Consider the following 25,137-nt stretch of genomic DNA (forward strand, 5'->3'; position numbering starts at 1 on the left):
GTAACGTTGGTGTGCGGGGACTGTAGCGCGCCAAGGTCCTCCGCGTCAGCGCCCCAGTAGTCTCAGCGCTCATGGAGCAGAGGCATCTCGGCCGCACCGGACTGCGCGTCTCCCGGATCGGCCTCGGCACCCTCACCTGGGGCCGCGACACCGGCGAGGAAGCCGCCGCCGAGCAGGTGAAGACGTTCTGGGAGGCGGGTGGCACGCTCGTCGACACCGCCGACGTGTACGGCGGTGGTGAGGCGGAGTACCTCCTGGGGCGGCTGGTGGGCGGGCTCGTCCCGCGCCGGGACCTGGTGATCGCGACCAAGGCGGGCAGCGTGCCGGACCCCGACCGCAGGTTCGACGGCTCGCGCGGGCACCTGCTCGCCGCCCTCGACGCCTCGCTGGACCGGCTGGGCACCGACCACGTCGACCTGTGGCAGGTGCACGCGTTCGACCCCGCGACCCCGCTGGAGGAGACCCTGCAGGCCCTGGACCTGGCGGTGAGCAGCGGCCGGGCCCGGTACGCGGGACTGGCGGGCTTCTGCGGCTGGCAGCTGGCGAAGGCGGCGACCTGGCAGCTCGCAGCTCCCGGGGTGCGCACCCGGATCGCCTCGACGCAGATGGAGTACTCCCTGCTCCAGCGGGGCGTGGAGCGCGAGGTGCTGCCGGCCGCGCTCGACCTCGGGATCGGCCTGCTGCCCTCTTCGCCGCTGGGCCGCGGGGTGCTGACGGGCAAGTACCGGGACGGCACCCCGGCCGACTCCCGGGGCGCCTCGGAATCGCTGGCCGCCCTGGTGGAGCCGTACCTCGACGAGGCGGCGGGGCGGATCGTGGACGCGGTGGTGACGGCGGCCCAGGGGCTGGCCGTGACCCCGCTCCAGGTCGCCCTGGCATGGATCCGGGACCGGCCGGGGGTGGTGGCGCCGATCGTCGGCGCGCGGACGTCCGCGCAGCTCGGGGCGGCGCTGTCGGTGGAGGCCCTTAGTCTTCCGGAGGAGATCTGCCGGGCGCTGGACGATGTTTCGGCCCCGGTGCACCGCTACCCCGATCAGGACTGGAGCACGCTGTGAGTACGGACCCGCAGGCCGACACCGCTGCCGCGGAGGACCCGGCCACCCCGGAGGCCGACCCGTCCGCAGCCGCCGAACCGGAAGTGGCACCCGGGGCCACGCCCGAGCCCGACGAGGCACGGGCCGCGGAACCCGAGGCGGAGCCGGACGGGTCCGGGACCGCCGAACCGGCCGGGGCCGGGGACGGGGGTCCGGGGGCGGAGCCCCCGGTTTCGGGAAGGGGCGGGGAGGGGGAAAGCCCCGCAGGGCCTGCCTCCGAGGCGGACCTGGGGACCGGCCCCGCGCCGACCGACGACGCGGCCGGGTCCGAGGCCGAAGCCGGATCCGAGGCCGACGCGGACGCCGGGGCCGACGCGGACGCCGGGGCCGGCCCCGAGGGCACCGCCGAGCCAGCCGCCGAGGCCCAGGCGGCGCCCGCGCTCTCCGAGGCACAGGCCGAACTGGCCGCCCAGAAGATCGAGCGGGAGCGGATCGCCCGGCGCAAGGCCGAGCGGGAGGCGCCCGTCGAGGCCGGGGCGAAGCTCAGCGGGAAGGCCGCCGACCTGCTGGCCGCCGTACGGGCCGTCGAGAGCGGAGAGAAGCCCTCCCCCGTCTACTTCGACGAGGCCCCGGCCGCGCCCCGCAGGCCGGCCCCCGCTCCCGCCGCCCCCCGCCCCGCCGCCCCCGCGGCGGTGGCCTCGCCCGCGCCCTCCGCCGACACCGTCGAGGGCGTACGGGCCGTACTGGCCCGCGGTGGCGCCCCCGAGGCCCTGGCCGCCCCCGCCGCGGCGGCCCTCGGCGAGGACGCCGCCGGGCAGCTCACCGAGAACCCCTGGCGGCTGCTGTCGCTCCCCGCCGTACGCCCGGCCCAGGCCGACGGCTTCGCCCGGGCCCTGCTGGGCCCCGGGGCGGGTCCCGGGGACGAACGCCGCACCACCGTCCTGGTGGGCTGGCTGCTGGCCCAGGCCGGACTGAAGGGGCACACCGCCCTGGAGGCCCCGGTGCTGGAGAAGGCCCTGGCCCAGTACGGCGTACCGGATCCGGCCGAAGCGCTGGAAGAGGCCATCGCCGAGGGCTCGGTGCTGGTCTTCCACGAGCCGCTGGGGCCGCCGGTCGGCGCGGACGCCAGGGACGCCGAGGACACCGAGGACGCGGCGCAGCCCGTTCGGTTGCTCGTGGGCCTGGAGGGTGCCGCCATGGCCGAGGAGAGCCTGGCCGACGGCCTGGCCCGGCTGGCGGCCGGCACCTTCGACGCCCCCGGGGACTGGGAGCGGGCCGCGGGATCCGCGCCGAGCCCCTCCGCCGCCGAGCTGATCCGTGCGGTCGCCGGCCACGGCCTCGTCACCCACACCGGCGGCGAGGCCGCCCGCGCCGAACCGGTCGCCCTGGCCGCCGCGGCCCGGGACCTGGGCCTGCGGGTCTGCGTGGCCGCGCACGCCCCCGGCGGCGGCCCGGACCCGGTGACCGTGGCGGGGCTGCTGTCCGGCGCCGAGGGGCCCGGGCGGGACGCGGACGGGCAGTTCGCGCTGGACCTGCTGGTGGTGCTGGACGCGCCGCAGCTGGACGTGGAGACCGCGGCCGCGCTGGTGGAGTCCGTCCCGGACGGGGCCCGGCTGGTGCTCTCCGGGGACCCCGGCGTGCTCGGGTCCGCCGGGGCCGGGCGGGTGTTCGCCGATGTGCTGGCGGCCCGTACCTGCCCGCAACTGGTCTCCCGCACCCCCGACCCGGGCCCCCTCGGCGAGCTCGTCTCCGGGATCGGCATCGGGGAGCTGAACCAGGTGGACGCCCCCGGCAAGGAGGTCGTCATCGTCCCGGTGAAGGACGCCGGGGAAGCCGTGCACCGGGCCGTGCAGCTGGTGGCGGAATCGGTGCCGCGGGCCTTCGGGATTCCGGCGGACCAGGTGCAGGTGATCACCCCGGGCCACGGCGGCTCGGCGGGCACCCGGGCGCTGAACGTCGCCCTGAAGGAGCGTCTGAACCCCGGACCGGGCCGCTTCGGCGGCTTCGACCCCGGTGACCGGGTCGTCCACGTGCCGTCCGCCGGGCGGGCGCTGGCGGCCCGGGTGGTGTCGGCCGACGCCGAGGGCCTGCACCTGGACCGGGCGGGCGCGCGGGTCGTCGTACCGAAGGAGCTCGTCGAGTCCCAGGTGCGGCACGGCTGGGCGGTGACGGCGCACCAGGCCGTGGGCACGCGCTGGCCGGCGGTGGTCGTCGTACTGCCGGGTGACGCGGCGCAGGCGCTGTCGCGGGACTGGGTCTACACGGCGTTCGGGCGGGGCGAGCGGCACCTGTCCGTGGTGCACGGGGTCGACCAGGCGCTGCCGCACGCGGTGGCCGAGGTGCCGGCGAAGCCGCGTACGACGCGCCTGACGGGCCTGCTGACGGCCCTGGCGACGGCGGGCGCGCAGCAGCCGGAGTGAACCGGCCGTGGCCCCCGCCCGGGCGGGCGGGGGCCACGGATCAGGGCCGGATCAGGGGTGGATCAGGCCGGGGCCAGCCCCGGCTCCGCGGCCCCGTCCTCGTCGAACTCGTCGGCCTCCTCGTCGAAGACGGAGCTGACGTCGAACCGGTGGAGCACGTCCTGCGGATCGATGTGCCCGAAGGGCGAGCCCAGCCACTCCCCCGGTTCCGCCACCTCCTCCGAGGCCGCGATCCAGAGCGTGGAGTCGCCCTCCTCCAGCCCGAAGTCCTTGTAGCGGGAGGCGATCTCGTCGGGCTCGTACTCCCCGAAGAGGACGCCCAGCGCGTCGGCGCTGCCGCCGTCGCCCACGAACTCGGCGTCCCGGTCGTGCGCGGCGACCCGTTCGGCCTGGGCGATCAGCCGGGCCGGTTCGACCACGGCGTAGTCGCGGCGGATGAGCACGCTGAAGGCGGCGGGCTCGGCGGGGCCGGTGTACGGGACACCGTCCTCGGGCGTGGGGATCTCGAACGGGGTGACCTCGTCGTACCGGTCGTAGAGGAGTTCGTCGTACACCTCGGCCGCGGCGGCCAGTTCGTTGAACGCGGCGTAGACGTCCGGGTCCTCGTCCCCGATCCTGTGCTCGACCGCGGCGAGGTGACGGTCGAGCGCGGCCTTGACCGCCTCGGCGGCGGCGCGTACCTCGGCAACAGTGGGCAGATCGGCATCAGACATAGAGCAGACGCTATCCGTAGCAGGGCTGTGCCCGCACAATAGATGCGATGCCGGAATACGAATTCGTCGACGTGTACGTGCCCCGCGGTGTGCCTCGCAAGGAGGCGACCCGCCTGTTGACCGACCATGCCGAGTACGGGAACTGGGAACTCGACCGGCTCAGCCTGTACCGGGACGGCAGTCGCCGCGTGCGACTGCGCCGCCGGATCATCCGCCAGGTCCGGGCGACCTGGTGACGCGGGCCCCGGGGGCGGGGCCCGCGCCGTGAACATCCGTCAGGCGGCGTTGCGGGCCCGCCGGTAGAGCACGGTGCCGGCGAGCAGCAGGCCGCCCGCGAGCGGCAGCCCGGCGGTGAGGACGTCACCGGACCCGGTGGCGGCGAGACCGCCGCCCTGCCCCGGGTTGCTCCCGGTCCCCGGACCGGGGTGCGTGACCGGGGTGCCGGGGGTGGTGGACGTACCGGGACCACCCGGGTTGCCGGGGGTACCCGGGTTACCGGGGTTACCGGGGTTGCCAGGGTTGCCAGGGTTACCGGGGTTACCCGGGTTGCCAGGGTTACCGGGGTTGCCAGGGTTACCGGGGTTACCGGGGTTGCCCGGGTTACCGGGGTTGCCCGGGTTACCGGGGTTGCCGGGGTTGCCCGGGTTACCGGGGTTGCCGGGGTTGCCGGGGTTACCCGGGTTACCGGGGTTACCCGGGTTACCGGGGTTACCCGGGTTACCGGGGTTGCCAGGGTTGCCGGGGGTACCCGGGTTACCGGGGTTACCGGGGTTTCCCGGGTGGTCGTCGCACGGTTCGTCGTCGCCCGGGTGGTGCGGCTTCGGGGGCTTCGGCTTGGCGTGGCCGGATCCGTTGGCGCAGTGGTTCCCGAAAGCCGGGTTGAGGGCTCCCACCACCGTGATCGTGTTCCCGCAGGCGTTCACCGGCGCGTCCACGGGCGCCTGCAGGTTGTTCCCGGACAGCAGGCCCGGAGAGTTCGCGGTGTGCCCCGAGGCGCCGGAGTCCGCGTGTGCGTAGCCTCCGCCCATCGCGAGGACACCCCCCGCGGCCGCCATGGTGATCAGGGTCTTCCTGGTGACCTGTGCCGGTCGTCGCATCTGTACTCGTCCCCTGGTGTGTACGTTTCGGCCGTCGTCCGACGGCCCGGCCCGCCTGGCTCCCCCGCCCGGTGCGCCGGAAGTGAAGGAAATCCGGGCCTGAAAGCCCGGTGGCCCCGGAGCGCGGGATGCGCTCCGGGGCCGAAGACTTCAGACGCGTCAGGCGTTGACGCAGGTGTTGCCGAAGGCCGGGTTCAGCAGGCCGATGACGGAGATCGTGTTGCCGCAGACGTTCACGGGGATGTGAACGGGAACCTGCACCACGTTGCCGGACAGGACGCCGGGGGAGCCGATGGCCGCACCCTGCGCACCCGCGTCGGCGTGGGCCAGGCCCGCACCCGCGAGAACCAGGCCACCGGTGGCAGCCACTGCGGCGACAACCTTCTTGATCATTGTTCCTCCTAGTAGGCAATGCGGTCCCAGCCGCGGACCGCAACACCTGTAACGAGGAGGGATCACCGGGGCTACGAGCGTATGAGTGCATTCACTCTTCTCAGTGGAATGCGCACACCTTCTCGAATCTCAGGCGTTGTCGATGAACCGGTCGAGCACCCGCACACCGAACTTCAGTCCGTCGACCGGCACCCGCTCGTCCACGCCGTGGAACATCCCGGCGAAGTCGAGCTCCGGCGGCAACTGCAGCGGCGCGAAGCCGAAGCAGCGGATACCGAGGTCGTCGAAGGACTTGGCGTCCGTACCGCCCGAGAGCATGTACGGGACCGCCCGCGCGATCGGGTCCTCGGCCTTGAGGGCGCCCTGCATGGCGTCCACCAGCCTTCCGTCGAAGTCCGTCTCCAGCGCCTTGTCGCCGTGCACGTCCTCCCGCTTCACGCGCGGTCCGAGGATCCGGTCCAGGTCGGCGAAGAACTCGTCCTCGTAGCCCGGCAGGAACCGGCCGTCGACGTGGGCCGTCGCCTGGCCGGGGATGACGTTGACCTTGTAGCCGGCGCCGAGCATCGTCGGGGCGGCCGAGTTGCGCAGCGTCGCGCCGACCATCTTGGCGATGCCGCCGAGCTTGGCGAGCGTCGCGTCCATGTTGTCGGGGTCCAGGGGGGTCCCGAGCGCGTCGGAGAGCTCGTCCAGGAAGCTGCGCACCGTCTTGGTCACGCGGACCGGCCACTGGTGGCGGCCGAGCCGGCCCACGGCCTCGCAGAGCTCCGTGATGGCGTTGTCGCTGTTGGTCATGGAGCCGTGGCCCGCGGTGCCCTCCACCGTGAGCCGCATCCAGTGCATGCCCTTCTGGGCGGTCTCCACGAGGTAGAGCCGCAGGTTCTCGTTGACCGTGAAGGAGAAGCCGCCGACCTCGCCGATCGCCTCGGTGACGCCCTCGAACAGGCCCGGGTGCTTGTCGACGAGGTGCCGGGCCCCGTAGATGCCGCCCGCCTCCTCGTCGGCGAGGAAGGCCAGCACGATGTCCCGCGGGGGCTTGCGGCCGCTGCGCATCCGGTCGCGCACGACGGCCAGCGTCATCGCGTCCATGTCCTTCATGTCGACGGCGCCGCGGCCCCACAGGCAGCCGTCGGCGATCTCGCCCGCGAAGGGGTCGTACGTCCAGTCGGCGGCGTTGGCCGGAACCACGTCGGTGTGCCCGTGGATCAGCAGCGCCGGCCGCGAGGGGTCCTCGCCCTCGATCCGCGCCACGGTCGAGGCGCGTCCCTTGTGCGATTCGAAGATCTGCGGCTCCAGCCCGACCTCGGCGAGCTTCTCGGCGACCCATTCCGCCGCCTTGCGCTCGCCGGGGCCCGAGTGGTCCCCGTAGTTGCTGGTGTCGATCCGGATGAGGTCCCGGCAGAGGTCGACCACCTCGTCCTCGCCGGAGACGGTCCTGCCCGTGCTCGACTCGCTCACGCTGCTTCCTCCCACTGATCAGTACCGGACCCCCATCCTCCCGCCCCGGGCCGCTCTCCCCAAGGGCGATCCTCGGTCGTCGGGGGGTGTGATCGAGGACCCCGGAATGTTTGGTAATGTTTTCCACGTCGGAACGGCCCGCGAGGGACGCGAGACAGACACCTTGTCCGGGTGGCGGAATGGCAGACGCGCTAGCTTGAGGTGCTAGTGCCCTTTATCGGGCGTGGGGGTTCAAGTCCCCCCTCGGACACCATGGTCGAAGGACCAGGAAGAGCCGGTCAGAGCGATGTGAAGTCGCACTGACCGGCTCTTTCGTCGTATGTGCCCGCCGCGGCCCGCGCGCCCCCCCGGCGGCGGCGGTCACCGGGGGCGCGCGGGGTCAGCCCTGTCCGTCCTCCAGCCAGGGGCGGAGCTTCTCCGGATTGCGGACCGCCCAGATGCGGGTCACCCGGTCGCCGCCGAGCTCGAAGGCCGCCACCGTCACGGTGACCCCGGTGAGCTGGGCGACGAGGCCGGGCCGGCCGTTGACCGAGCGTTCCAGGAGCTTCAGTCCGGGAGCCCGGTCCGCGATCCGGATCAGGTACTCGGCGATGCGCGCGCTGCCCTCGACCGGGCGCAGGGCGGCGCCGACCAGTCCGCCGCCGTCGGCGATCATCTCCGCGTCGGGGGCCAGCAGGCCGACGAGGGCCTTGATGTCCCGGGCCTCCCACGCCTCCTTGAAGTTCCGCACCAGAGGGGCCTGTCCGGCCGTCGGGGCCGTCGGGACCCGCGCGGCGCTCACCCGCCGGCGGGCCGACGTCGCGAGCTGCCGGCAGGCGGCCGGGGTCCGGCCGACGATCACGGCTATCTCGGCGAAGGGGTAGCGGAAGACGTCGTGGAGGACGAAGGCGACGCGTTCGGCCGGGGTCATCGACTCCAGGACGACGAGGAAGGCCATGTTGACCGACTCGTCCAGGGTGACCCGGTCGGCCGGGTCGAGCGTCCCGGCCCCGCCGCCCGCCGGCCCGCTGATCCACTCCGCGCGGTCGGGCAGCGGCTCGGGGATCCATTCGCCGACGTAGCGCTCGCGCCGCGCCCGCGCCGAGCCGAGCAGGTCCAGGCAGATGCGGCCGGCGACCGTCGTCAGCCAGGCGCCGGGCGACTCGACGGCCTGCTGCTTCTGCTTCGGCATGGCGTACCAGCGCGCGTAGGTCTCCTGTACCGCGTCCTCGGCCTCCGCCAGCGAACCGAGCAGCCGGTAGGCGAGGTTGGTGAGGTGTCCCCGCTCCCCGACGATCGCGTCCAGGACCGGATCGGACCCGAAACCCCCGCGCGTGGACGACGTACTCGCGCTCACGACCGCTCCCCCCGGCCCGCCTCCCGGTGCCTCGCCTCACATTTCGCGGGCCCACGTCGTCGGACTACCGAGACCATATCGATCTACGCCGTGAGGCAGAAGAGGGGACCGCCACCATGGCCACACTGACGACCGAGAAGCCGCGTGCCTTCACTTTCCTGCAGGTCACCGTCGGCCTGCAGACCCTGTCCCTCTTCTTCCAGGCGGTCACCGCCGGGGTGCTGCTGTCCTCCGCCCACGGCGAGCTGCTGCACGGCATCGGAGCGCGCGTGATGTACGGGGCGACCATGCTGTACGTGATCGCGGCGGTGCTGGCGTGGCGGCCGGGCGGCGGGTCGGCCAAGCCCGTCCTGTACTCGTCGGGGTTCCTCGTCCTCGCCTCGGTGCAGGTGGTCCTGGGGATCGCGCGCGTGCCGTCGGTCCATGTCCCCCTGGGTGTCACGATGTTTGCCCTGAGCCTGCTGGCGCTGAGCCGCAGGCCGTCGGCCCACCGGTCCTGATCGGTGCAACAGGGCAGGTCAGCGCGACGCAATATCGCCCTGACCTGCCCTTTTGCTATGTTGGGAGCACATCGGAGGGGCAGACCGGCTGATGGAGGTCCCGTGATGTGGGCTGAGGGTGCCGGCCCGCGTCCGCTGTTCCGCCAGGACGCGGACGAGGTGGTCGCCGCCGCCCTGGCGGGTGATCCGTCCGATGTGGACCGGCTGGTGCGCGAGTACCGGCTGCTGCGGCAGGTCATCGACGGGGCCCGGGCGGGGATCGCCCTGCTCGACACCGACCTGCGCTATCTGTACGTGAGCCCGCACATGGCCGTGATGAACGGCGCGCCCGCAGAGGCGCTGCTGGGACGGACGCTGAACGAGGTGCTGCCGGACGTCGAGCGTCCCGACGAGGTGCTGCACGAGGTGCTGCGGGACGGGCAGCCCCGGGAGCTGATCCTGGAGGGCCGCACCCTGGCCGATTCCCCGTACGAGTCCCGGGTGTGGCGGGGGACCTACCACCGGCTGGAGGAGGACGGGCGGGTGCTGGGGCTGGCGGGGATCGGCCTGGAGGTCAGTGCTCCCAGGGAGCGGCAGCGGGAGCTGTCGCGCACCAACCGGCGCCTGCTCCTGCTGGACACCGCCGCGGTGCGGGTCGGGACCACCCTCGATGTGGACACCACCTGCCGTGAGCTGACCGGGTTCCTGGTCCCCGGGCTGGCCGATGCCGCGAGCGTGGAGCTGATCCCGCGGGAGGGGCAGGGCGGGAGGCTGCCCGACGGCGGGTCCCTGCGGCTGCGGCGGGTCGCGGTGGCCTCGGTGGCGGAACTCTCGCCGCGGGTGCGGGTGCTCGGCGCGGCCGGGGAGCACGTGGACTACCAGCCCGGCTCGGCGGTCCGGCAGTGCCTGGAGAGCGGTGAGCCGTGGCTGGGCAACTTCTCCTCCGACGAGGCCTTCAGCCGGGCGGCGCCGAGCGCGGACCGGGTCTCCGCGTACCGGGAGGCGGGTATCCACTCGGGGGTGGTGGTCCCCCTGATCGCCCAGGACCGGCCGATCGGCACGCTCACCCTGGTGCGTGCCGGGGACTCGCCGGCCTTCGGGCGCGAGGACATCGTCGTGGCCCGCACCCTGGCGGAGCGGGCGGCCACCAGCCTCGCCAAGGCGGAGCGGTTCGCGCGGGAGCAGGGGATGGCCCTCGAACTGCAGCAGGCGCTGCTGTCCGAGCCGACCTTCCCGCACGACGATCTCGAAGTGGCCTCCCGCTACCTGCCGTCCGGCACGGGGGTCCTGGTGGGCGGGGACTGGTTCGACTGCCTGGCGCTGCCGGGGGGCCGGACCCTGCTGGTGATGGGCGATGTGATGGGCCACGGGGTCGAGGCGGCGGTCGCCATGAGCCACTACCGCTCCCTCATCCGCGCGCTGGCCGCTTCCGGGAACCCGCCGGCGGACATCCTGCGCGAGGCGGACCAGGTCGTTCTCGCGGGTGGCCTGGACCGGGTCGCCACCTGTCTGCTCGTCCTGGTCGACCGGGCCGCCGGGGCGTGCGTCCACGCGAGCGCGGGGCACCTGCCCGCCATGGTCATCGGCCGGGGGCAGGGCCCGTTCCTGGCGCCGGTCCCGGTGGGCCCGCCCCTGGGCACCGGCTACGGCCGGTACGAGGACGCGTCCTTCGAGCTTCGGCCGGGTTGCGTCCTGATGCTCTTCACCGACGGCCTGGTCGAGCGCCGGGGCGAGGACATCGACGCCTCGCTGCGACGGCTCACCGGCATTCCGCTGCCGGTGGACGGGCCCCTGGACGAGGTCATCGACACGGTCCTCGCGGCCCTGCGGGCCACGGACGCGGAGGACGACGTCACCATCCTGGCCGCCCGCACCACCGACCGCCGGGGCGGGTGAGCCGGCGGGCCGGAAATCCGGAAGCCCCCGCGCCGGACGGGGCCGGCGCGGGGGCTTTCGGGGTCGCGGGATCAGCCGCGGGTGGTGGCGAGTTCGGCCACGCGGCCGCGGACCAGGTACCAGCCGCCGACCAGGGCGGCGCCGATGGCCGGGACGCAGAGGACGGTGGTGCGGCCGACGCCGCCGTCGCACCACATCAGCACCAGCACGGCGAGCAGGAAGGCCAGGGTGACGATCTGGGTGTACGGGGCCCAGGGCAGGCGGTACGAGGGGCGCTCCACGAGGCCCTGCTGGGCGCGGCGCCAGAAGAACAGGGAGCAGATCATGACCATCGCCCAGGTGCCGAGGATGCCCAGCGAGGCGAAGTTCAGGACGAGCTCGAAGGCGTCCTTCGGCATGAAGGCGTTCAGGCCGACGCCCGCGAGGCCGAAGGCGGCGGTGAACAGGACGCCGCCGTAGGGGACCTTGCCCTTGTTCATGACGCCGGTGAACTTGGGGGCGGAGCCGGACAGGGACATCGAGCGCAGGATGCGGCCGGTGGAGTAGAGGCCGGAGTTCAGGCTGGAGAGGGCGGCCGTCAGGACGACGAGGTTCATGATGCCCGCGGCGCCGGGGACGCCGAGCTTGTCGAAGACGGTGACGAAGGGGCTCTGGTCGGAGCTGTAGGCGGTGTAGGGCAGGAGGAGGGTGAGGAGGACGACCGAGCCGACGTAGAAGAGGCCCACGCGCCACATGATCGAGTTGATCGCCTTCGGCATGATCTTCTCGGGGTTCTCGGTCTCGCCGGCGGCGACGCCGCAGAGCTCGACGGAGGCGTACGCGAAGACGACGCCCTGGATCACCAGGAGCATCGGGAGGACGCCGGAGGGGAAGAGGCCGCCGTTGTCGGTGATGTTGGCGAGGCCGGGGGTGGTGCCGCCGATGTCGTGGCTGGTGGCGACGAGCCAGATGCCGACGATCAGGAAGACGACGAGGGCGGCGACCTTGACGAGCGAGAACCAGAACTCCATCTCGCCGAAGTACTTCACCGAGATCAGGTTGGCGGTGAGCACGATGGCGAGGGCGATGAAGGCGAGGACCCACTGGGGGACGTCGGTGAACAGCGACCAGAAGTGGGCGTAGGTCGCGGCGGCCGTGATGTCGGCGACGGTGGTCGTGGACCAGTTCAGGAAGTACAGCCAGCCGGCCGTGTAGGCGCCCTTCTCCCCCATGAACTCACGGGCGTAGGAGACGAAGGCACCGGAGGAGGGCCGGTAGAGGACGAGCTCGCCGAGCGCCCGGACGACGAAGAAGGCGAAGACTCCGCAGACCGCGTAGGCGATCGCGAGGGAGGGGCCGGCTCCGGCGAGGCGGCCGCCCGCGCCGAGGAAGAGGCCGGTGCCTATGGCTCCGCCGATCGCGATCATGTTGATGTGGCGGGACTTGAGGTCCTTGCTGTAGCCCTCGTCGCCGGCGTCGACATGGCGGGTCTGCGCCGGGGCGGGTGCCTCGGTCAAGGTGCGGTCACTCAGGTCACTCATGTAGGACTTCGCCTTCGTGGGTGGGACAAGGCAGGCCCGGACCGCCGCGCAGGGGAGCTGGGTGGTGTCCCCTGTGCTGCGATCCGGGTGGTTTGGTCGCAACAGGAGACCATGAGGCTCCGCTCCCCTCCAAAAGCACCCCCCGCACGCCGAAGCCCCCGACGACCATGGAAACGGGTGTCGGGGGCTTCATAGGGGCTGGAAAGCGAGGTCAGTCGCCCGGGGTGCCCTCCGCCGCCTGGTCGAGGCGGAAGGCCTCGTTGCCCAGGCCGATACGGGCGTGCACCTCGGGGCGGCTGCGGCGCAGCAGGGCTCCGTAGGCCAGGCCGATCACGACGGCGGCGCCGATGATGCCGGGCAGCACCCAGCTGAGCGCGGAGCCCTTCTCGGCGCCGACCAGGACGCCGAAGTCCTTGACGGTGTAGACGGCGATGGCGAGCAGGGCGAGGCCGGCGGCGCCGGCCGCGACGAGGCGCCAGACCTGGGCGCCGGCGGTGCCGCGGCGGACGAAGAAGGCGATGACGGCGAAGGAGGCGGCGGCCATGAGAAGGGTCACGCCGAGGGCGCCGACGCTGCCCATCCAGGTGAACAGGTGCAGGACGGGGGTGGTGGGGTCGGGCGGCTGCACCGCGAGGGCGGGGTCGGCGGGGGCCTTGTCCTCGGTGAGCGCGAAGGCGATCACGACGAGGGCGGCGACGCCGGTCTGCAGCAGGGAGCCGGTGGCGGGGGCGCCGGTGCCGGCGTTGGTGCGGCCGAAGGTGGCCGGGAGCAGGCCCTCGCGGCCCATGGCGAAGGCGTAGCGGGCGACCACGTTGTGGAAGCTGAGCATGGCCGCGAACATGCCGGTCACGAAGAGGACGTGCAGGACGTCGGTGAAGGTGGTGCCGAGGCGGGCCTCGGTGAGCTGGAAGAGCAGGGTGGGGCCGGCCTCGGCGGAGGTCCTGACGACCTCGGAGGGGCCGGTGGCGACGGTGAGGGCCCAGGCGCTGACGGCGAAGAAGAGGGCGACGAAGCCGACGGCGAGGAACATCACGCGGGAGACGACGATGTGCGGCTTGCTGGTCTCCTCAGCGTAGACCGGGGACTGCTCGAAGCCGACGAAGGCGGCGATGCAGAAGCAGAGGGCGGTGCCGAAGCCGGCTCCGCCCAGGGTCTCGGGGTTGAAGGCGTGGAGCGAGAGGCCTTCGGCGGCCGGCTTGCTGATGGCGGCGATGTCGAAGACGACGACGAGGACGCACTCGACGAGGAGGAGGACCCCGAGGACCTTCGCGTTGAGGTCGATCTTGAGCCAGCCGAGCGCGCCGGTGACTGCGACGGCGAGCAGGGCCGGTATCCACCAGGCGAGTTCGATGTCCAGGTAGGTGGCGAAGAGGCCGGAGATCTCGAAGCCGAGGATGCCGAAGACGCCGACCTGCATGGCGCTGTACGCGACGAGCGCGACGAGGGAGGCGCCCGCGCCGGCGGTGGGGCCGAGGCCGCGGGCGATGTACGCGTAGAAGGCGCCGGCGTTGTGGACGTGGCGGCTCATCTCGGCGTAGCCGACGCTGAAGAGCGCGAGGACGGCGCCGAGGATGACGAAGAGCAGGGGCTGGCCGACGATGCCCATGACCCCGAAGGTCGTGGGCATGACACCGGCGACGACCATGAGGGGCGCGCTGGCGGCGAGCACGGACAGGAGCAGCCCCGCGGTGCCGAGGCGGTCGGCGCGCAGGGCCCGGTCCTGGCCCTTGTACGTACGGATCTCGGCCGGGTCTTGGAGCGTGGAGGGTCTGCCCGTCGGCATGGCGGCGTCCTTTCGGGGGCGTGGTGCTCGGGGATGGGCGTCGTTCTTGGGGGGCGCTCGCGGCTGCCGTCCGGCCGGTGGCGTCCGGCGGTCGGCGTGGTCGGGCGTGCGATCGGGCAGCGGGGTCAGGCGGTGGGGTCAGGCGGTGCCGAGTGCGACGCCGCGGGCGGCGAGGAAGGCCTTCTGCGGGTCCCGGTCCGGATAGGACCAGGGGGCGCGGGTGGCATGGCTGCCGATGCGGTGGAAGAGGGCGGCGGCCTCGGCGGGGCGGCCCTCGCAGAGTTTGGCGTGGGCGAGGAAGTTGAGGTCGACGCGGTTGCGGGGGTGGTCCTCGCGCTCCCACTCCAGCCACCAGTCGAAGGCGGAGCGCAGGACCTGGCGGGCTCGGCGGCCCGCCCAGTGGGCGGCGGCCGACTCCGGCGAGTGCCCGTGGACGGCGGCCAGCACCCGGTACCGCTCGGCGTGCGCGACGACGGGGAGCACGGCGAGCGGGGAGTCGGCCGGGGACTCCTCGGCGGCCCAGGACGCGAAGTCGTAGACCTCGTGGAGCGGGTCCTGGCCGGAGCCGAGGGCCCGTTCGGCCAGTCGGGCGACCATCAGGTGATGGGCGTGGTGGTGCTCGCGGTGACGGGCCCGGACCTGGTCGAAGTGGCGGCTGAACTCCTCCTCGCCGCCGAACGCGCGGGAGAGCAGGAGCAGCCCGAGCCAGGGGGTGGGGTCCGCCGGGTGCAGGGCGGCGGCCCGGCGGCAGGCCTCCTCGGCCGCGGCCGGGGCGCCCTTCTGGCGCAGGGCGGTGAAGACGGCGGCGCAGGCGAGCAGGGTGGCGGCGTCGGCGCTCTCCGGTTCGGCGAGCAGCCACTCGCGGGCCCAGGCGGTGGCCGCCGGGGTCTGCGCGAGGACGACGACGCGGTGGCCGCGGCGGTCCCAGTCGTCGCCGGTACCGACGAGGAGGGAACGGGCGCGGGCCCACCGGCCCTGGGTGAACTGGGCTCGCACGTCGACGAGTTCGGCGTCGCACAGGGCCGGGTCGAAGAGCTGGGCGTCCCGCTTGCGGGCGCGGCCGAGGGGCGGCGGAGGCGGGGACATCCGCGGGGTTTCCCTCCAGGACGCGGGCGGACGGGGATCGGGGCGGCGGCGTCCCCCGCGCGCGCAGGGGGCACGCGCGCGGTCGGGCCGTGAGGCCCGGGGATCGTGCCGGTGGAGCCCCGTGGGGGCTCCGGAGGACTGCGGAGGACTGCGGAGGAACGGCGAGGAACGGCGATCGTGCTGGTTCGGGTCTCCGGCGTACGTGCGGAATCCGGTCGGAACTCCGGTGAGCACTCCGGTGATCACGCACAGCAAAGCGGTACGTGCAGCTCCGAGTCAAGGTCCAGTCCACTGCGTGGCGGGTTTCAACTGCTCTTGCGGTCGTGCCAGTTGGAGAGCGTTTATTCGTTCCGGCAGGCCGCGGGCGGCGGCTTAGGGTGGCCGTATGACTGCATATGACGATCTTCCCCCGTACCTCCTGGGGTTCCCCGGGCCCCTGCGCGACCAGCTGGTCGCGGCCGTGCTGAGCGGGGCGAAGACCAGCACCACCGGCCTGCTCGCGGAGTACGAGGCCGAGCGGGAACCGCTGCCGGAGCCCGGCGCGCGGTCCCTGCTCGTCGACTCCGACGAGCGCGGGGTGGCGGTGGTGGAGGTGACGGCCGTGGAGGTGCTGCGGCTCGCCGACGTGGGGCTGGGGCACGCCCTCGACGAGGGCGAGGGGTACACGTCGGTGGCCGAATGGCGTGCGTCGCACGAGGAGTTCTGGCACAGCGAACCGGTGCGTACCGTGATCGGGGACCCGGGGTTCACGGTGGACGACGACACCCTCGTCATCGCGGAACGGTTCCGCGTCACCGAGCGGCTCGTCTGACGCCCCTCCCCCGGCGCGCGACGGGCCGTACGCGCCGGGCCGTACGCGCCGGGCCGTACGCGCGGGCCGGTCCCCGCGCCGGAGCCGGACTCAGCCGACCGCCTGCGCCGCGGCGCGGCCCGCGGCCCGGCCCGAGAAGATGCACCCGCCGAGGAAGGTGCCCTCCAGGGCCCGGTACCCGTGCACCCCGCCGCCGCCGAATCCGGCCGCCTCGCCGGCCGCGTAGACGCCCGGCAGCGGTTCGCCGGAGGCGGTCAGGACGCGTGAGGAGAGGTCGGTCTCAAGGCCGCCCAGGGACTTGCGGGTCAGGATGGACAGCCGTACCGCGATCAGCGGGCCGGCGCCGGGGTCGAGGATCCGGTGCGGGGCGGCCGTGCGGATCAGCTTGTCGCCGAGGTACCTGCGGGCGCCGTGGATGGCGGTGACCTGGAGGTCCTTGGTGAAGGGGTTGGTTATCTCCCGGTCGCGGGCCACGATCTCGCCCCGGACGGTCGCCTCGTCGAGGAGGCCCTCCTTGGTGACCGCGTTCATCCCGCGGACCAGGGCGGACAGGTCGCGCTCGACGACGAAGTCGGCCCCGTTGTCCATGAAGGCCCGGACCGGGCCGGGTACGGCCTGGCGCGCGCGGGTGAGGACGCCGCGCACCGACTTTCCGGTCAGGTCCGGGTTCTGCTCGGAGCCGGAGAGGGCGAACTCCTTGCCGATGATGCGCTCGTTGAGCACGAACCAGGTGTGGTCGTGGCCGGTCCTCATGATGTGGTCGAGGGTGCCGAGGGTGTCGAAGCCCGGGAAGAGCGGGACGGGCAGCCGCTTGCCGGTCGCGTCCAGCCACAGCGGGGAGGGGCCGGGCAGGATGCGGATGCCGTGCCGCGCCCAGATCGGGTCCCAGTTCTGGATGCCCTCGGTGTAGTGCCACATCCGGTCCTTGTTGATGTGGCTGGCGCCCGCCCGCTCCGCGATGCCGAGCATCAGGCCGTCGACGTGCGCCGGGACCCCGGAGAGCATCCGCTGCGGCGGGGTGCCGAGCCGGGCGGGCCACTGCGCGCGGACGAGGTCGTGGTTGCCGCCGATGCCGCCGCTGGTGACGATCACGGCCTGGGCCCGCAGGGTGAAGGTGCCGGTGGCCTCGCGGCTGCTGGCGGTGCCGCGCACGGCGTCGGAGGGTTCCAGGATCTCGCCCGTGACGGTGTCCACCGCGCCGGCCGTGGCGGAGAGCCCGGTGACCCGGTGGCGGAACGCCAGGCGGACCAGGCCGCGGGCCGCGCCGGCCCGCACCCGCCGCTCGAAGGGCTCCACCAGGCCGGGGCCGGTGCCCCAGGTGATGTGGAAGCGGGGCACCGAGTTCCCGTGGCCGTTCGCGTCGTAACCGCCGCGCTCCGCCCAGCCGACCACCGGGAAGAAGCGGACGCCCCGGGCGTGCAGCCAGGAGCGCTTCTCGCCGGCCGCGAAGTCCACGTAGGCCTCGGCCCAGCGGCGCGGCCAGGCGTCCTCCTCGCGGTCGAATCCGGCGGTGCCCAGCCAGTCCTGGAGGGCGAGCGCGTGACTGTCCTTGATCCGCATCCGGCGCTGTTCGGGCGAGTCCACGAAGAACAGCCCGCCGAAGGACCAGTGCGCCTGACCGCCCATGGACCGCTCCGGCTCCTGGTCGAGCAGGATGACCTTGCGGCCCGCGTCGACGAGCTCGGCGGTGGCCACGAGCCCCGCGAGCCCGGCCCCGATCACGATCACGTCTGCGTCGTACGTCATGCGGATACCCGTCCTCCGTCGGTGGTGGGGCAGATCCTTGGCTACGGAGCGGTAACCAGTCAACAGCGGTGGTTGGATGACGTATGAGTGCCGCTGACGAAGTACTGGACGTGGTGGACCGGGACGACCGGGTCGTCGGACAGGCCCCGCGGGGCGAGGTGTACGCCCGGGGGCTGCTCCACCGCTGTGTGTTCGTGCAGGCCAGGGACGCGGAGGGGCGGATCTTCGTACATCGGCGGACCGCCTCGAAACTGGTCTTCCCCGCGCACTACGACATGTTCGTGGGCGGGGTGCTGGGCGCCGGCGAGAGCTACGCCGGGGCCGCGCTGCGCGAGGCCGAGGAGGAGCTGGGGGTGCGGGGTCTGGCGCAGCCGACGCCGTTGTTCAAGTTCCTGTACGAGGGTCCGGGCGGGGCCTGGTGGTCGTACGTGCACGAGGTGCGGTGCGAGCTGCCGGTGGACCCGCAGGCGTCGGAGGTCGACTGGCACGCGTACCTCACCCAGGAGGAGCTGGACCGGCGGGTGGACGGCGGGGAGTGGGCCTGGGTGCCGGACGGGCTGGAGGCGTACCGGCGGCTGCGCGCGCATCCGGAATCCCGCTTGTAGATTTATCGGGTGATCGACTTCGTCAAGGACGTGCGCCTCTGGTTCGCACCCTCGCGGCTGAGGGACGAGGGCGAGACCCCGGACTACCGCTTCTCGCTGGCCAACGAACGGACCTTCCTCGCCTGGATCCGGACCTCGCTGGCCCTGGTGGGCGGCGGTTTCGCCGTCGACCAGTTCCTGCCGGACCTGCGCTGGGGGGTGCGGGTCGGGATGGCCTTCACCCTGCTCGCGGTGGGCGCGGCGTGTGCGCTGCGGGCGGTGAACCACTGGGTGCGGTGCGAGCGGGCGATGCGGCGGGGCGAGGACCTGCCGCTGTCGCGCTTCCCGGTGCTGCTGAGCCTGGGCGTCGGGCTGGTGGCGGTGACGATGGTGGTGGTCGTGCTGCTGGGCTGGACGACGGGACGGTGAGCGGCTCGGGCACGGACCGCGATGCCGGGCTGCAGCCCGAGCGGACCCGGCTCGCGTGGCGGCGCACGACGCTGGCCTCCTCGGTGGTGGCGGTGCTGGCGCTGCGGCAGGCGCTGCGCGGTACGGGCGCGCCGGTGGAGCTGGCGGGGGCGGCGGCCATCGCGCTGATCTGGCTGGCGTTCCTGTGGGTGGCGCACCGGCGGATCCGGGCGCTGGCCCGCGACCGGCCGCGGGACCTCGCGCCGCGGGCGGCCCTGGCGGTGGTGGCGTGCACGGTGGCGCTGGCGGCCTTCGCGGTCACGGTGATCTTCTGAGCCGGCGGCCGGTGTGATGATCGCGCTTCGCCGCGCCATTGCGACAGAGCGGGCGATATCCGGCAATTCGCACTAATCTCGGCGCCATGACGACCCTGCACCACGAACACCCCACGCACCAGCACACGCACGGCGCGGACTGCGGGCACCAGGCGGTCTCGCACGGCGACCACATCGACTACGCGCACGACGGCCACCTGCACCGGGAGCACTCCGGGCACTGGGACGAGTGCGAGCCCAGCGGGCACACCACGCACGACGGCCACGCGCACGCGCACGGGGCGGACTGCGGGCACGAGACGGTCCGGCACGGCGATCACGTGGACTACCTGCACGACGGACACCGGCACGCGGAGCACGACGGGCACTACGACGACCACTGACCGGCACCACTGACCGGCACCGCCGGCCGGCACCACCGACCGGTACCGATGACCGGACATCCGTACCGGTTCCCGGCCGGAACCCGGTACCCGCCCTCCCTCCGGGCCGCAACGGCTGGCAGGATGCCGACCGTTCGCCGAAGCGACCCGGGGAGAGCACAGATGTCCGTCGAAGAGCCGTACCTCGTCCAGCCCGCACCGGGGGTGTACGCCTACGTCCAGCCGGACGGCGGCTGGTGCCTCAACAACGCCGGATTCGTGACCGACGGGGGCCGGACCCTGCTCGTGGACACCGCCGCCACCGAACGGCGGGCCCTGGCCCTGCGCGCCGCGGTCGTCGCGGCCGGGGCGCCGCTTCCCCGCACCGTGGTCAACACCCACCACCACGGCGACCATACGTACGGGAACGGCGTGTTCGCCCCCGAGGCGATGATCCTGGGGCACGACAACGCGCGGTCCGAGCAGCTCGCGGCCGGGCACCAGCTGGAGCTGATCTGGCCCGCCACGGACTTCGGCGCGATCGACATCGTGCCGCCCGATCTCACCTACAGCGACCGGGCGACCCTGCACGTCGGCGCGACGGAGGTTCAGGTCATCCACCCGGGTGTCGCGCACACCACCGGGGACTCGGTCGTGTGGCTGCCCGGGCAGCGGTTGGTGTTCACCGGCGACCTGGTCTTCGCCGGGGGGACGCCGTTCCTCGCGATGGGCTCCCTCGCCGGCTCACTGCGGGCGCTGGAGCTGCTGCGCTCGCTCGACGCGGAGACCGTCGTACCGGGCCACGGACCCCTGACCGACCCCTCGGCCTACGACTCGACCGAGCGCTACCTGCGGTACGTGGCCGAGCTCGCCCGGGAAGGGCGGGCGAAGGGGCTGTCCCCGCTGGAGGTGGCCCAGCAGGCCGATCTCGGCGAGTTCGGCTCTTGGCGGGAGAGCGAGCGGCTGGTGGCGAACGTGCACCGGGCGTACGCGGAACTGGCCGGCCGGCCGGAGGGCGCGCCGCTGGACATCCTGGCGGTCCTGACGGACATGACCGTGATGAACGGCGGAACACCGATCCTCTGCCACGCCTGAGACCACCGGGCGGAGAGTTTTCCCTCCGCCCGGCCTCTGGACGACATACCGACTGGTCGGCATGATGGCTCGCGACGGTGCTCCGCGTGCTGTCGCTCTTCTCCCCCTTCCCGTCGAATCGCACGGAGGTACGCACCATGACCTCAGCCCCGGCCGACCCGCGCGGCCTGGATCTGGAGCGACTGCGCGGTCATCTCGACCGGGCCCGGCCGGGACTCGTGGCCGGGGCGCTGCGCGGCCGGCTCATCGAGGGCGGCCGGTCGAACCTCACGTACGAGATCACCGACGGGACCGCCCGCTGGGTGGTCCGCCGGCCGCCGCTGGGCCACGTACTGGCCACCGCGCACGACATGCGGCGCGAGCACCGGGTCATCGAGGCGCTGCACGGCACGGCCGTGCCGGTGCCCGAGCCCCTGCTCCTGTGCGAGGACGAGGCCGTGCTCGGGGCGCCGTTCTACGTCATGGAGTTCGTGGACGGGGTGCCGTACCGGACGGCCGAGCAGCTCGCCGCGATCGGCCCGGAGCGGACCCGGCGGGCGGTGCTGGGGCTCGTGGACACCCTGGTGGACCTCCACGCGGTGGACCCGGAAGCGGTGGGCCTGGGCGACTTCGGCCGGCCCGAGGGCTTCCTGGACCGGCAGCTGCGCCGCTGGGGCAAGCAGCTCGCGGCCTCCCGGGGCCGCGAGCTCGCCGGGATCGACGAGCTGCACGGCGCGCTGGGCCGGACGCTGCCCGACTCCCCCGCCCCGACCGTGGTGCACGGGGACTTCCGGCTCGACAACGTCCTGATCGGCGGGTCCCCGGCCGGCACCGACACCGTCCGGGCAGTGCTGGACTGGGAGATGTCCACGCTCGGGGATCCGCTGACCGACCTCGGGCTGCTGGTGATGTACAGCTCGGACCTGGGCCTGACCGGATCGCCGGTCAGCACGACGAGCGGGGCGCCGGGCCACCCGACGCCGGCCGAGCTCGTCGAGCGCTACGCCGCCCGCTCGGGCCGGGACACCGGGGCGATCGCCTGGTACACGGCATTCGCCTGGTTCAAGCTCGCCGTGATCCTCGAGGGCATCCACTACCGCTACACGCTGGGACAGACCGTCGGGGCGGGCTTCGACCGGATCGGCGAGCTGGTCCCGGTCTTCATCGAGCACGGACTGACCACGCTCCAGGACCACCAGGACCACCAGGAAGGCTGAGGCACCCACCCATGGATTTCGCATTCGACACCCGGACCGAGGAACTCCGCGGGCGGCTGCTCGCGTTCATGGAGGAGTACGTCTACCCGGCGGAGCCCGTCGCCGCCGAGCAGCGCGCACGGCTGGCCTCGCCCTGGGACACCCCGGCCGTCTTCGGTGAACTGAAGGCCGAGGCGCGCCGCCAGGGCCTGTGGAACCTCTTCCTGCCCGACGCGGAGTACGGCGCGGGGCTGACCAACCTCCAGTACGCGCCGCTCGCCGAGATCACCGGCCGCAGCCCGCACCTGGCACCGACGGCGACCAACTGCGCCGCCCCGGACACGGGGAACATGGAGCTGCTGGCCCAGTTCGGGAGCGAGGAGCAGCAGAAGCAGTGGCTGGAGCCGCTGCTGGAGGGCGAGATCCGCTCCGCGTTCGCGATGACCGAGCCCGAGGTGGCCTCCTCGGACGCGACGAACGTCGAGACCCGGATCGAACGGGTGGGCGGCGAGTACGTGGTCACGGGCCGCAAGTGGTTCATCTCCGGGGCGATGAACCCGGACTGCAAGGTCTTCATCGTGATGGGCAAGACCGACCCGGAGGGCGCCGATCCGCGCCGCCAGCAGTCGATGGTCCTGGTGCCGCGCGACACCCCGGGGGTCGAGGTGCGCCGGGCGATGACGGTGTACGGGTACGAGGACCACGACCACGGCGGCCACGCCGAGGTGGTCTTCCACGGGGCCCGGGTCCCGGCGGCGAACCTGATCGGCGAGGAGGGCGCCGGCTTCGCCATCGCGCAGGCGCGCCTCGGCCCGGGCCGCATCCACCACTGCATGCGGCTGATCGGGATGGCGGAGCGGGCCATCGAGCTGATGTGCCGACGCGCGGTGGAACGTACCGCCTTCGGCAAGCCGCTGGCCGCCCAGGGCGTCGTTCAGAACTGGATCGCCGATGCCCGGGTGACGGTGGAGCAGCTGCGGCTGCTGGTGCTGAAGACGGCCTGGCTGATGGACACGGTCGGCAACCGGGGCGCGCACACCGAGATCCAGGCCATCAAGATCGCGACGCCGCGGGCGGTGGTGCGGATCCTGGACGACGCGGTGCAGCTGCACGGCGCGGGCGGGGTGAGCCAGGACTTCCCGCTGGCCGAACTGTGGGCGGCGGCACGGACCCTGCGACTGGCCGACGGGCCGGACGAGGTGCACCAGAGGTCCTTGGCGCGGCGGGAGTTGAAGCGGTACGCGGCCGGTCGTCCGTGAACGTGTGGGAATCGTGCGGGAGTTCGCGTGAACCTGTGTACGAGATGAAGGCGGTGCGGGGGACCCTTTAAGAAACCTTGTTGAACAACCCCGGAACCCCAAAGCGTTCTTGATTTGCGCCTGTCAATCGGAACAGGGTTCTCCAGAAGGTCTGACGCCCCCAACGTCAACACGAGGAGAACCCTCCAGATGGCAACTCACAAGCGCTCGCGCGGTTTCCGGTACGCCGCGGTCGGCACCGGAGCGGCCACGGCGGCCGCCGTGGCCCTGCTCGCCACCCCCCTCGCGGGAGCGGCGACACCGGCCGAAGGCACGGTGTACGGCCTCGGCGCACCCGGCGCGATCAGCGGAAGTTACGTCGTCATACTCGACGCATCCGCGAACAAGGAACAGCTCGCCCGCAAGTACGGCGGCGAACTGAAGCGCTCCTACGGTTCCGGGGTCAACGGCTTCTCGGCCTCGGGCCTGAGCGAGACCGAGGCGAAGCGGCTCGCCGCGGACCCGGCCGTCGGCAAGGTCGTGCAGAACAAGAAGTTCACCATCAACGCCACCCAGTCCAACCCGCCGTCATGGGGGCTGGACCGGATCGACCAGACGGCGCAGGCGGGCGACAAGAAGTACACCTACCCCGACGCCGGCGGCGAGGGCGTCACGGCGTACGTCATCGACACCGGCGTACGCACCACCCACAAGGACTTCGGCGGCCGCGCGTCGTCCGGGTTCGACGCGGTGGACAACGACGACAGCGCCGACGACGGCAACGGCCACGGCACGCACGTGGCCGGCACCATCGCGGGGACCTCGCACGGCGTCGCCAAGAAGGCGAAGGTGGTCGCGGTGCGGGTGCTGGACGACAACGGCTCCGGCACCACGGAGCAGGTGGTCGCCGGGATCGACTGGGTCACGAAGAACCATTCGGGGCCCTCGGTGGCCAACATGAGCCTGGGCGGCGGCGCCGACGAGGCCCTCGACGAGGCGGTGCGCCGGGCCGTCGCCGCGGGCGTCACCTTCACGGTGGCGGCCGGCAACGAGTCGGCCGACGCCGGTCAGGGCTCGCCGTCGCGGGTCCCGGAGGCGATCACGGTGGCGTCGAGCACCATCGACGACGAGCAGTCCTCGTTCTCGAACTTCGGCTCCGTGGTGGACCTGTACGCGCCGGGCTCGGACATCACGTCCACCTGGAACGACAGCGACACGGGGACGAAGACCATCTCCGGCACGTCCATGGCGGCCCCGCACGCGGCCGGCGCCGCGGCGGTCTACCTGGCGGGGCACCCGTCCGCGACCCCGGCGCAGGCGGCCGCGGCACTGGCGGGGGCGGCCACGTCCGGGGCGATCACCAACCCGTCGTCGGGCGCGGCGAACAAGCTGCTGAAGGTGGCCCCGTAGTAACTCCCTGCCCGTGACCTACGGCCGTGATCGGCCCGTGGTCCCCGGCCTGTGGTTCCCGGCCCGTAGTCCCCGGTCCGCGCCCCGTCGGGCGGCACCGGAGGGCTACGGGCCCGGGCGCTGGGGGCCCGGGCGCCACGGTCTCACCAGCTACGGACGCAGCGCGCGCAGCAGCAGGTCGGCGAGGTGATCGGCGACCTGCTGCGGCGTGAGCGGGCCGTCCGCGCGGTACCAGGTGGACAGGTGGTGGACGGACCCGAAGTGGTAGTCCACCACCAGGTCGGCGGGGGTGGCACTGGAGAACACCCCCGTGCGCTGCCCCTCCTCGACCAGCGCCCGGAAGCGCTCGTGGTATCGGCGGCGCTCCGCCCTCACCTGCTTGGACTTCTCCGGGCTGAGCTGGTGCATCGACCGGAAGAAGATCATCGCGTCGTCGAGGTTCTCGATGGTCGTGACGACCACGTCGGCGGCCGCGGTGCGCAGCCTCTCCTCGACGGGCGCGTCGGAATCGGCCACCGCGTCGAGGCGCTGCTGCTGGAGCCGCAGCATCCGCGCGTACACCTCGTGCAGCAGGTCGTCCTTGGACCCGAAGTAGTGGTAGAGCGCGCCCTTCGTGACACCGGCCGCCTCGACGATCTCCTGGACCGAGGTGCGGTCGTAGCCGCGCTCGGCGAACAGCCGGGTGGCGACGGCCAGCAGCCGCTGCGGTACCGGGGCCTCGTGCGTGCCTGCGGGTTCCGTGGTCCGTGCCGCCATGGCGC

At 73.0% G+C, this 25,137-nt stretch carries 24 protein-coding genes and 1 tRNA gene; 15 read left to right on the forward strand and 10 right to left on the reverse strand.

Going from position 1 to position 25,137, the window contains the following annotated elements; all coding sequences use genetic code 11:
• Window positions 1-71: 71 nt before the first annotated feature.
• Entirely contained in the window at window positions 72-1,055 is a 984-nt protein-coding gene (locus ACXNSR_RS09065; RefSeq protein WP_458641601.1) for an aldo/keto reductase, read from the forward strand.
• Window positions 1,052-3,454 (forward strand): ATP-binding domain-containing protein, encoded by a 2,403-nt coding sequence (locus ACXNSR_RS09070; protein ID WP_458641602.1) that lies wholly within the window; start codon window positions 1,052-1,054, stop codon window positions 3,452-3,454. Before ACXNSR_RS09065 ends, ACXNSR_RS09070 begins: the two co-directional genes overlap by 4 nt.
• Window positions 3,455-3,516: 62 nt before the next feature.
• Here the strand turns inward: ACXNSR_RS09070 and ACXNSR_RS09075 are convergent, their stop codons facing one another.
• The gene (locus ACXNSR_RS09075) at window positions 3,517-4,167 is read right to left on the reverse strand and encodes a hypothetical protein (protein ID WP_458641603.1); all 651 of its coding nucleotides are present in this window, start codon (window positions 4,165-4,167) and stop codon (window positions 3,517-3,519) included.
• A 47-nt stretch (window positions 4,168-4,214) separates the two neighbouring features.
• Between ACXNSR_RS09075 and ACXNSR_RS09080 the strand changes: the two genes are divergently transcribed.
• A complete protein-coding gene (locus ACXNSR_RS09080) occupies window positions 4,215-4,403 on the forward strand; it encodes a DUF5703 family protein (RefSeq protein WP_030009118.1) in 189 nt (62 codons plus the stop codon).
• Window positions 4,404-4,442: 39 nt separating this feature from the next.
• Here ACXNSR_RS09080 and ACXNSR_RS09085 read toward each other — a convergent pair whose 3' ends face one another.
• From ACXNSR_RS09085 to ACXNSR_RS09095, 3 genes are all read right to left on the reverse strand, one after another.
• Complete coding sequence (locus ACXNSR_RS09085) at window positions 4,443-5,264, reverse strand: chaplin (protein WP_458641604.1); 822 nt, start codon at window positions 5,262-5,264, stop codon at window positions 4,443-4,445.
• Window positions 5,265-5,423: 159 nt separating this feature from the next.
• Window positions 5,424-5,657: a chaplin ChpH gene (gene chpH, locus ACXNSR_RS09090; protein WP_266598362.1), complete on the reverse strand. Its 234-nt coding sequence runs from the start codon at window positions 5,655-5,657 to the stop codon at window positions 5,424-5,426.
• A gap of 129 nt (window positions 5,658-5,786) precedes the next feature.
• Window positions 5,787-7,112, reverse strand: a complete 1,326-nt coding sequence (locus ACXNSR_RS09095; protein WP_266598360.1) for a M20/M25/M40 family metallo-hydrolase — start codon at window positions 7,110-7,112, stop codon at window positions 5,787-5,789.
• 165 nt (window positions 7,113-7,277) lie between these two features.
• On the opposite strand from ACXNSR_RS09095, the gene ACXNSR_RS09100 reads away from it, so the two are divergent.
• A tRNA-Leu gene (locus ACXNSR_RS09100) sits at window positions 7,278-7,365 on the forward strand.
• 126 nt (window positions 7,366-7,491) lie between these two features.
• On the opposite strand, the gene sigJ is transcribed toward ACXNSR_RS09100, so the two are convergent.
• Entirely contained in the window at window positions 7,492-8,448 is a 957-nt protein-coding gene (gene sigJ / locus ACXNSR_RS09105) for an RNA polymerase sigma factor SigJ (RefSeq protein WP_458641605.1), read from the reverse strand.
• A 116-nt stretch (window positions 8,449-8,564) separates the two neighbouring features.
• Here sigJ and ACXNSR_RS09110 point away from each other — a divergent pair, with 116 nt between their 5' ends.
• The gene (locus ACXNSR_RS09110; protein WP_458641606.1) at window positions 8,565-8,948 is read left to right on the forward strand and encodes a hypothetical protein; all 384 of its coding nucleotides are present in this window, start codon (window positions 8,565-8,567) and stop codon (window positions 8,946-8,948) included.
• 105 nt (window positions 8,949-9,053) lie between these two features.
• Window positions 9,054-10,823 (forward strand): SpoIIE family protein phosphatase, encoded by a 1,770-nt coding sequence (locus tag ACXNSR_RS09115; protein WP_458641607.1) that lies wholly within the window; start codon window positions 9,054-9,056, stop codon window positions 10,821-10,823.
• A 71-nt stretch (window positions 10,824-10,894) separates the two neighbouring features.
• Here ACXNSR_RS09115 and ACXNSR_RS09120 read toward each other — a convergent pair whose 3' ends face one another.
• From ACXNSR_RS09120 to ACXNSR_RS09130, 3 genes are all read right to left on the reverse strand, one after another.
• A complete protein-coding gene (locus ACXNSR_RS09120; protein WP_458643234.1) occupies window positions 10,895-12,334 on the reverse strand; it encodes an amino acid permease in 1,440 nt (479 codons plus the stop codon).
• A gap of 220 nt (window positions 12,335-12,554) precedes the next feature.
• Window positions 12,555-14,126, reverse strand: coding sequence for an APC family permease (locus ACXNSR_RS09125; protein ID WP_458641608.1), 1,572 nt, complete (start codon window positions 14,124-14,126; stop codon window positions 12,555-12,557).
• A 138-nt stretch (window positions 14,127-14,264) separates the two neighbouring features.
• Window positions 14,265-15,212, reverse strand: coding sequence for a hypothetical protein (locus tag ACXNSR_RS09130; protein ID WP_458641609.1), 948 nt, complete (start codon window positions 15,210-15,212; stop codon window positions 14,265-14,267).
• Between the two features lie 385 nt (window positions 15,213-15,597).
• On the opposite strand from ACXNSR_RS09130, the gene ACXNSR_RS09135 reads away from it, so the two are divergent.
• A complete protein-coding gene (locus ACXNSR_RS09135) occupies window positions 15,598-16,023 on the forward strand; it encodes an ASCH domain-containing protein (protein WP_458641610.1) in 426 nt (141 codons plus the stop codon).
• A gap of 90 nt (window positions 16,024-16,113) precedes the next feature.
• Here the strand turns inward: ACXNSR_RS09135 and ACXNSR_RS09140 are convergent, their stop codons facing one another.
• Entirely contained in the window at window positions 16,114-17,769 is a 1,656-nt protein-coding gene (locus tag ACXNSR_RS09140) for an FAD-binding dehydrogenase (protein WP_458641611.1), read from the reverse strand.
• An 83-nt stretch (window positions 17,770-17,852) separates the two neighbouring features.
• Between ACXNSR_RS09140 and ACXNSR_RS09145 the strand changes: the two genes are divergently transcribed.
• The 8 genes from ACXNSR_RS09145 (at window position 17,853) to ACXNSR_RS09180 (ending at window position 24,376) form a co-directional block, all read left to right on the forward strand.
• Window positions 17,853-18,374, forward strand: coding sequence for an NUDIX hydrolase (locus tag ACXNSR_RS09145; protein ID WP_458641612.1), 522 nt, complete (start codon window positions 17,853-17,855; stop codon window positions 18,372-18,374).
• 9 nt (window positions 18,375-18,383) lie between these two features.
• Window positions 18,384-18,782 (forward strand): YidH family protein, encoded by a 399-nt coding sequence (locus ACXNSR_RS09150; protein WP_030012404.1) that lies wholly within the window; start codon window positions 18,384-18,386, stop codon window positions 18,780-18,782.
• Entirely contained in the window at window positions 18,779-19,096 is a 318-nt protein-coding gene (locus ACXNSR_RS09155; protein WP_458641613.1) for a DUF202 domain-containing protein, read from the forward strand. Before ACXNSR_RS09150 ends, ACXNSR_RS09155 begins: the two co-directional genes overlap by 4 nt.
• An 86-nt stretch (window positions 19,097-19,182) precedes the next feature.
• Entirely contained in the window at window positions 19,183-19,479 is a 297-nt protein-coding gene (locus tag ACXNSR_RS09160) for a hypothetical protein (protein WP_458641614.1), read from the forward strand.
• 162 nt (window positions 19,480-19,641) lie between these two features.
• Window positions 19,642-20,553: an MBL fold metallo-hydrolase gene (locus ACXNSR_RS09165; RefSeq protein WP_458641615.1), complete on the forward strand. Its 912-nt coding sequence runs from the start codon at window positions 19,642-19,644 to the stop codon at window positions 20,551-20,553.
• Window positions 20,554-20,690: 137 nt separating this feature from the next.
• Window positions 20,691-21,749, forward strand: coding sequence for a phosphotransferase family protein (locus tag ACXNSR_RS09170; protein WP_458641616.1), 1,059 nt, complete (start codon window positions 20,691-20,693; stop codon window positions 21,747-21,749).
• An 11-nt stretch (window positions 21,750-21,760) separates the two neighbouring features.
• Window positions 21,761-22,987: an acyl-CoA dehydrogenase family protein gene (locus ACXNSR_RS09175; RefSeq protein ID WP_458641617.1), complete on the forward strand. Its 1,227-nt coding sequence runs from the start codon at window positions 21,761-21,763 to the stop codon at window positions 22,985-22,987.
• 189 nt (window positions 22,988-23,176) lie between these two features.
• The gene (locus ACXNSR_RS09180; protein WP_458641618.1) at window positions 23,177-24,376 is read left to right on the forward strand and encodes a S8 family peptidase; all 1,200 of its coding nucleotides are present in this window, start codon (window positions 23,177-23,179) and stop codon (window positions 24,374-24,376) included.
• A gap of 150 nt (window positions 24,377-24,526) precedes the next feature.
• On the opposite strand, the gene ACXNSR_RS09185 is transcribed toward ACXNSR_RS09180, so the two are convergent.
• Window positions 24,527-25,132, reverse strand: coding sequence for a TetR/AcrR family transcriptional regulator (locus tag ACXNSR_RS09185; protein ID WP_030010409.1), 606 nt, complete (start codon window positions 25,130-25,132; stop codon window positions 24,527-24,529).
• Window positions 25,133-25,137: the final 5 nt, after the last annotated feature.

This window comes from Streptomyces sp. NC-S4 (assembly GCF_054353315.1).

Coding starts and splice junctions, on each gene's coding strand:
- ACXNSR_RS09165 (WP_458641615.1), top strand. CDS start 19,642: ATGTCCGTCGAAGAGCCGTACCTCGTCCAGCCCGCACCGGGGGTGTAC.
- ACXNSR_RS09125 (WP_458641608.1), bottom strand. CDS start 14,126: ATGCCGACGGGCAGACCCTCCACGCTCCAAGACCCGGCCGAGATCCGT.
- ACXNSR_RS09135 (WP_458641610.1), top strand. CDS start 15,598: ATGACTGCATATGACGATCTTCCCCCGTACCTCCTGGGGTTCCCCGGG.
- ACXNSR_RS09080 (WP_030009118.1), top strand. CDS start 4,215: ATGCCGGAATACGAATTCGTCGACGTGTACGTGCCCCGCGGTGTGCCT.
- ACXNSR_RS09085 (WP_458641604.1), bottom strand. CDS start 5,264: ATGCGACGACCGGCACAGGTCACCAGGAAGACCCTGATCACCATGGCG.
- ACXNSR_RS09065 (WP_458641601.1), top strand. CDS start 72: ATGGAGCAGAGGCATCTCGGCCGCACCGGACTGCGCGTCTCCCGGATC.
- ACXNSR_RS09115 (WP_458641607.1), top strand. CDS start 9,054: ATGTGGGCTGAGGGTGCCGGCCCGCGTCCGCTGTTCCGCCAGGACGCG.
- chpH (WP_266598362.1), bottom strand. CDS start 5,657: ATGATCAAGAAGGTTGTCGCCGCAGTGGCTGCCACCGGTGGCCTGGTT.
- ACXNSR_RS09130 (WP_458641609.1), bottom strand. CDS start 15,212: ATGTCCCCGCCTCCGCCGCCCCTCGGCCGCGCCCGCAAGCGGGACGCC.
- ACXNSR_RS09140 (WP_458641611.1), bottom strand. CDS start 17,769: ATGACGTACGACGCAGACGTGATCGTGATCGGGGCCGGGCTCGCGGGG.
- ACXNSR_RS09075 (WP_458641603.1), bottom strand. CDS start 4,167: ATGTCTGATGCCGATCTGCCCACTGTTGCCGAGGTACGCGCCGCCGCC.
- ACXNSR_RS09185 (WP_030010409.1), bottom strand. CDS start 25,132: ATGGCGGCACGGACCACGGAACCCGCAGGCACGCACGAGGCCCCGGTA.
- ACXNSR_RS09145 (WP_458641612.1), top strand. CDS start 17,853: ATGAGTGCCGCTGACGAAGTACTGGACGTGGTGGACCGGGACGACCGG.
- ACXNSR_RS09110 (WP_458641606.1), top strand. CDS start 8,565: ATGGCCACACTGACGACCGAGAAGCCGCGTGCCTTCACTTTCCTGCAG.
- ACXNSR_RS09180 (WP_458641618.1), top strand. CDS start 23,177: ATGGCAACTCACAAGCGCTCGCGCGGTTTCCGGTACGCCGCGGTCGGC.
- ACXNSR_RS09160 (WP_458641614.1), top strand. CDS start 19,183: ATGACGACCCTGCACCACGAACACCCCACGCACCAGCACACGCACGGC.
- ACXNSR_RS09170 (WP_458641616.1), top strand. CDS start 20,691: ATGACCTCAGCCCCGGCCGACCCGCGCGGCCTGGATCTGGAGCGACTG.
- ACXNSR_RS09175 (WP_458641617.1), top strand. CDS start 21,761: ATGGATTTCGCATTCGACACCCGGACCGAGGAACTCCGCGGGCGGCTG.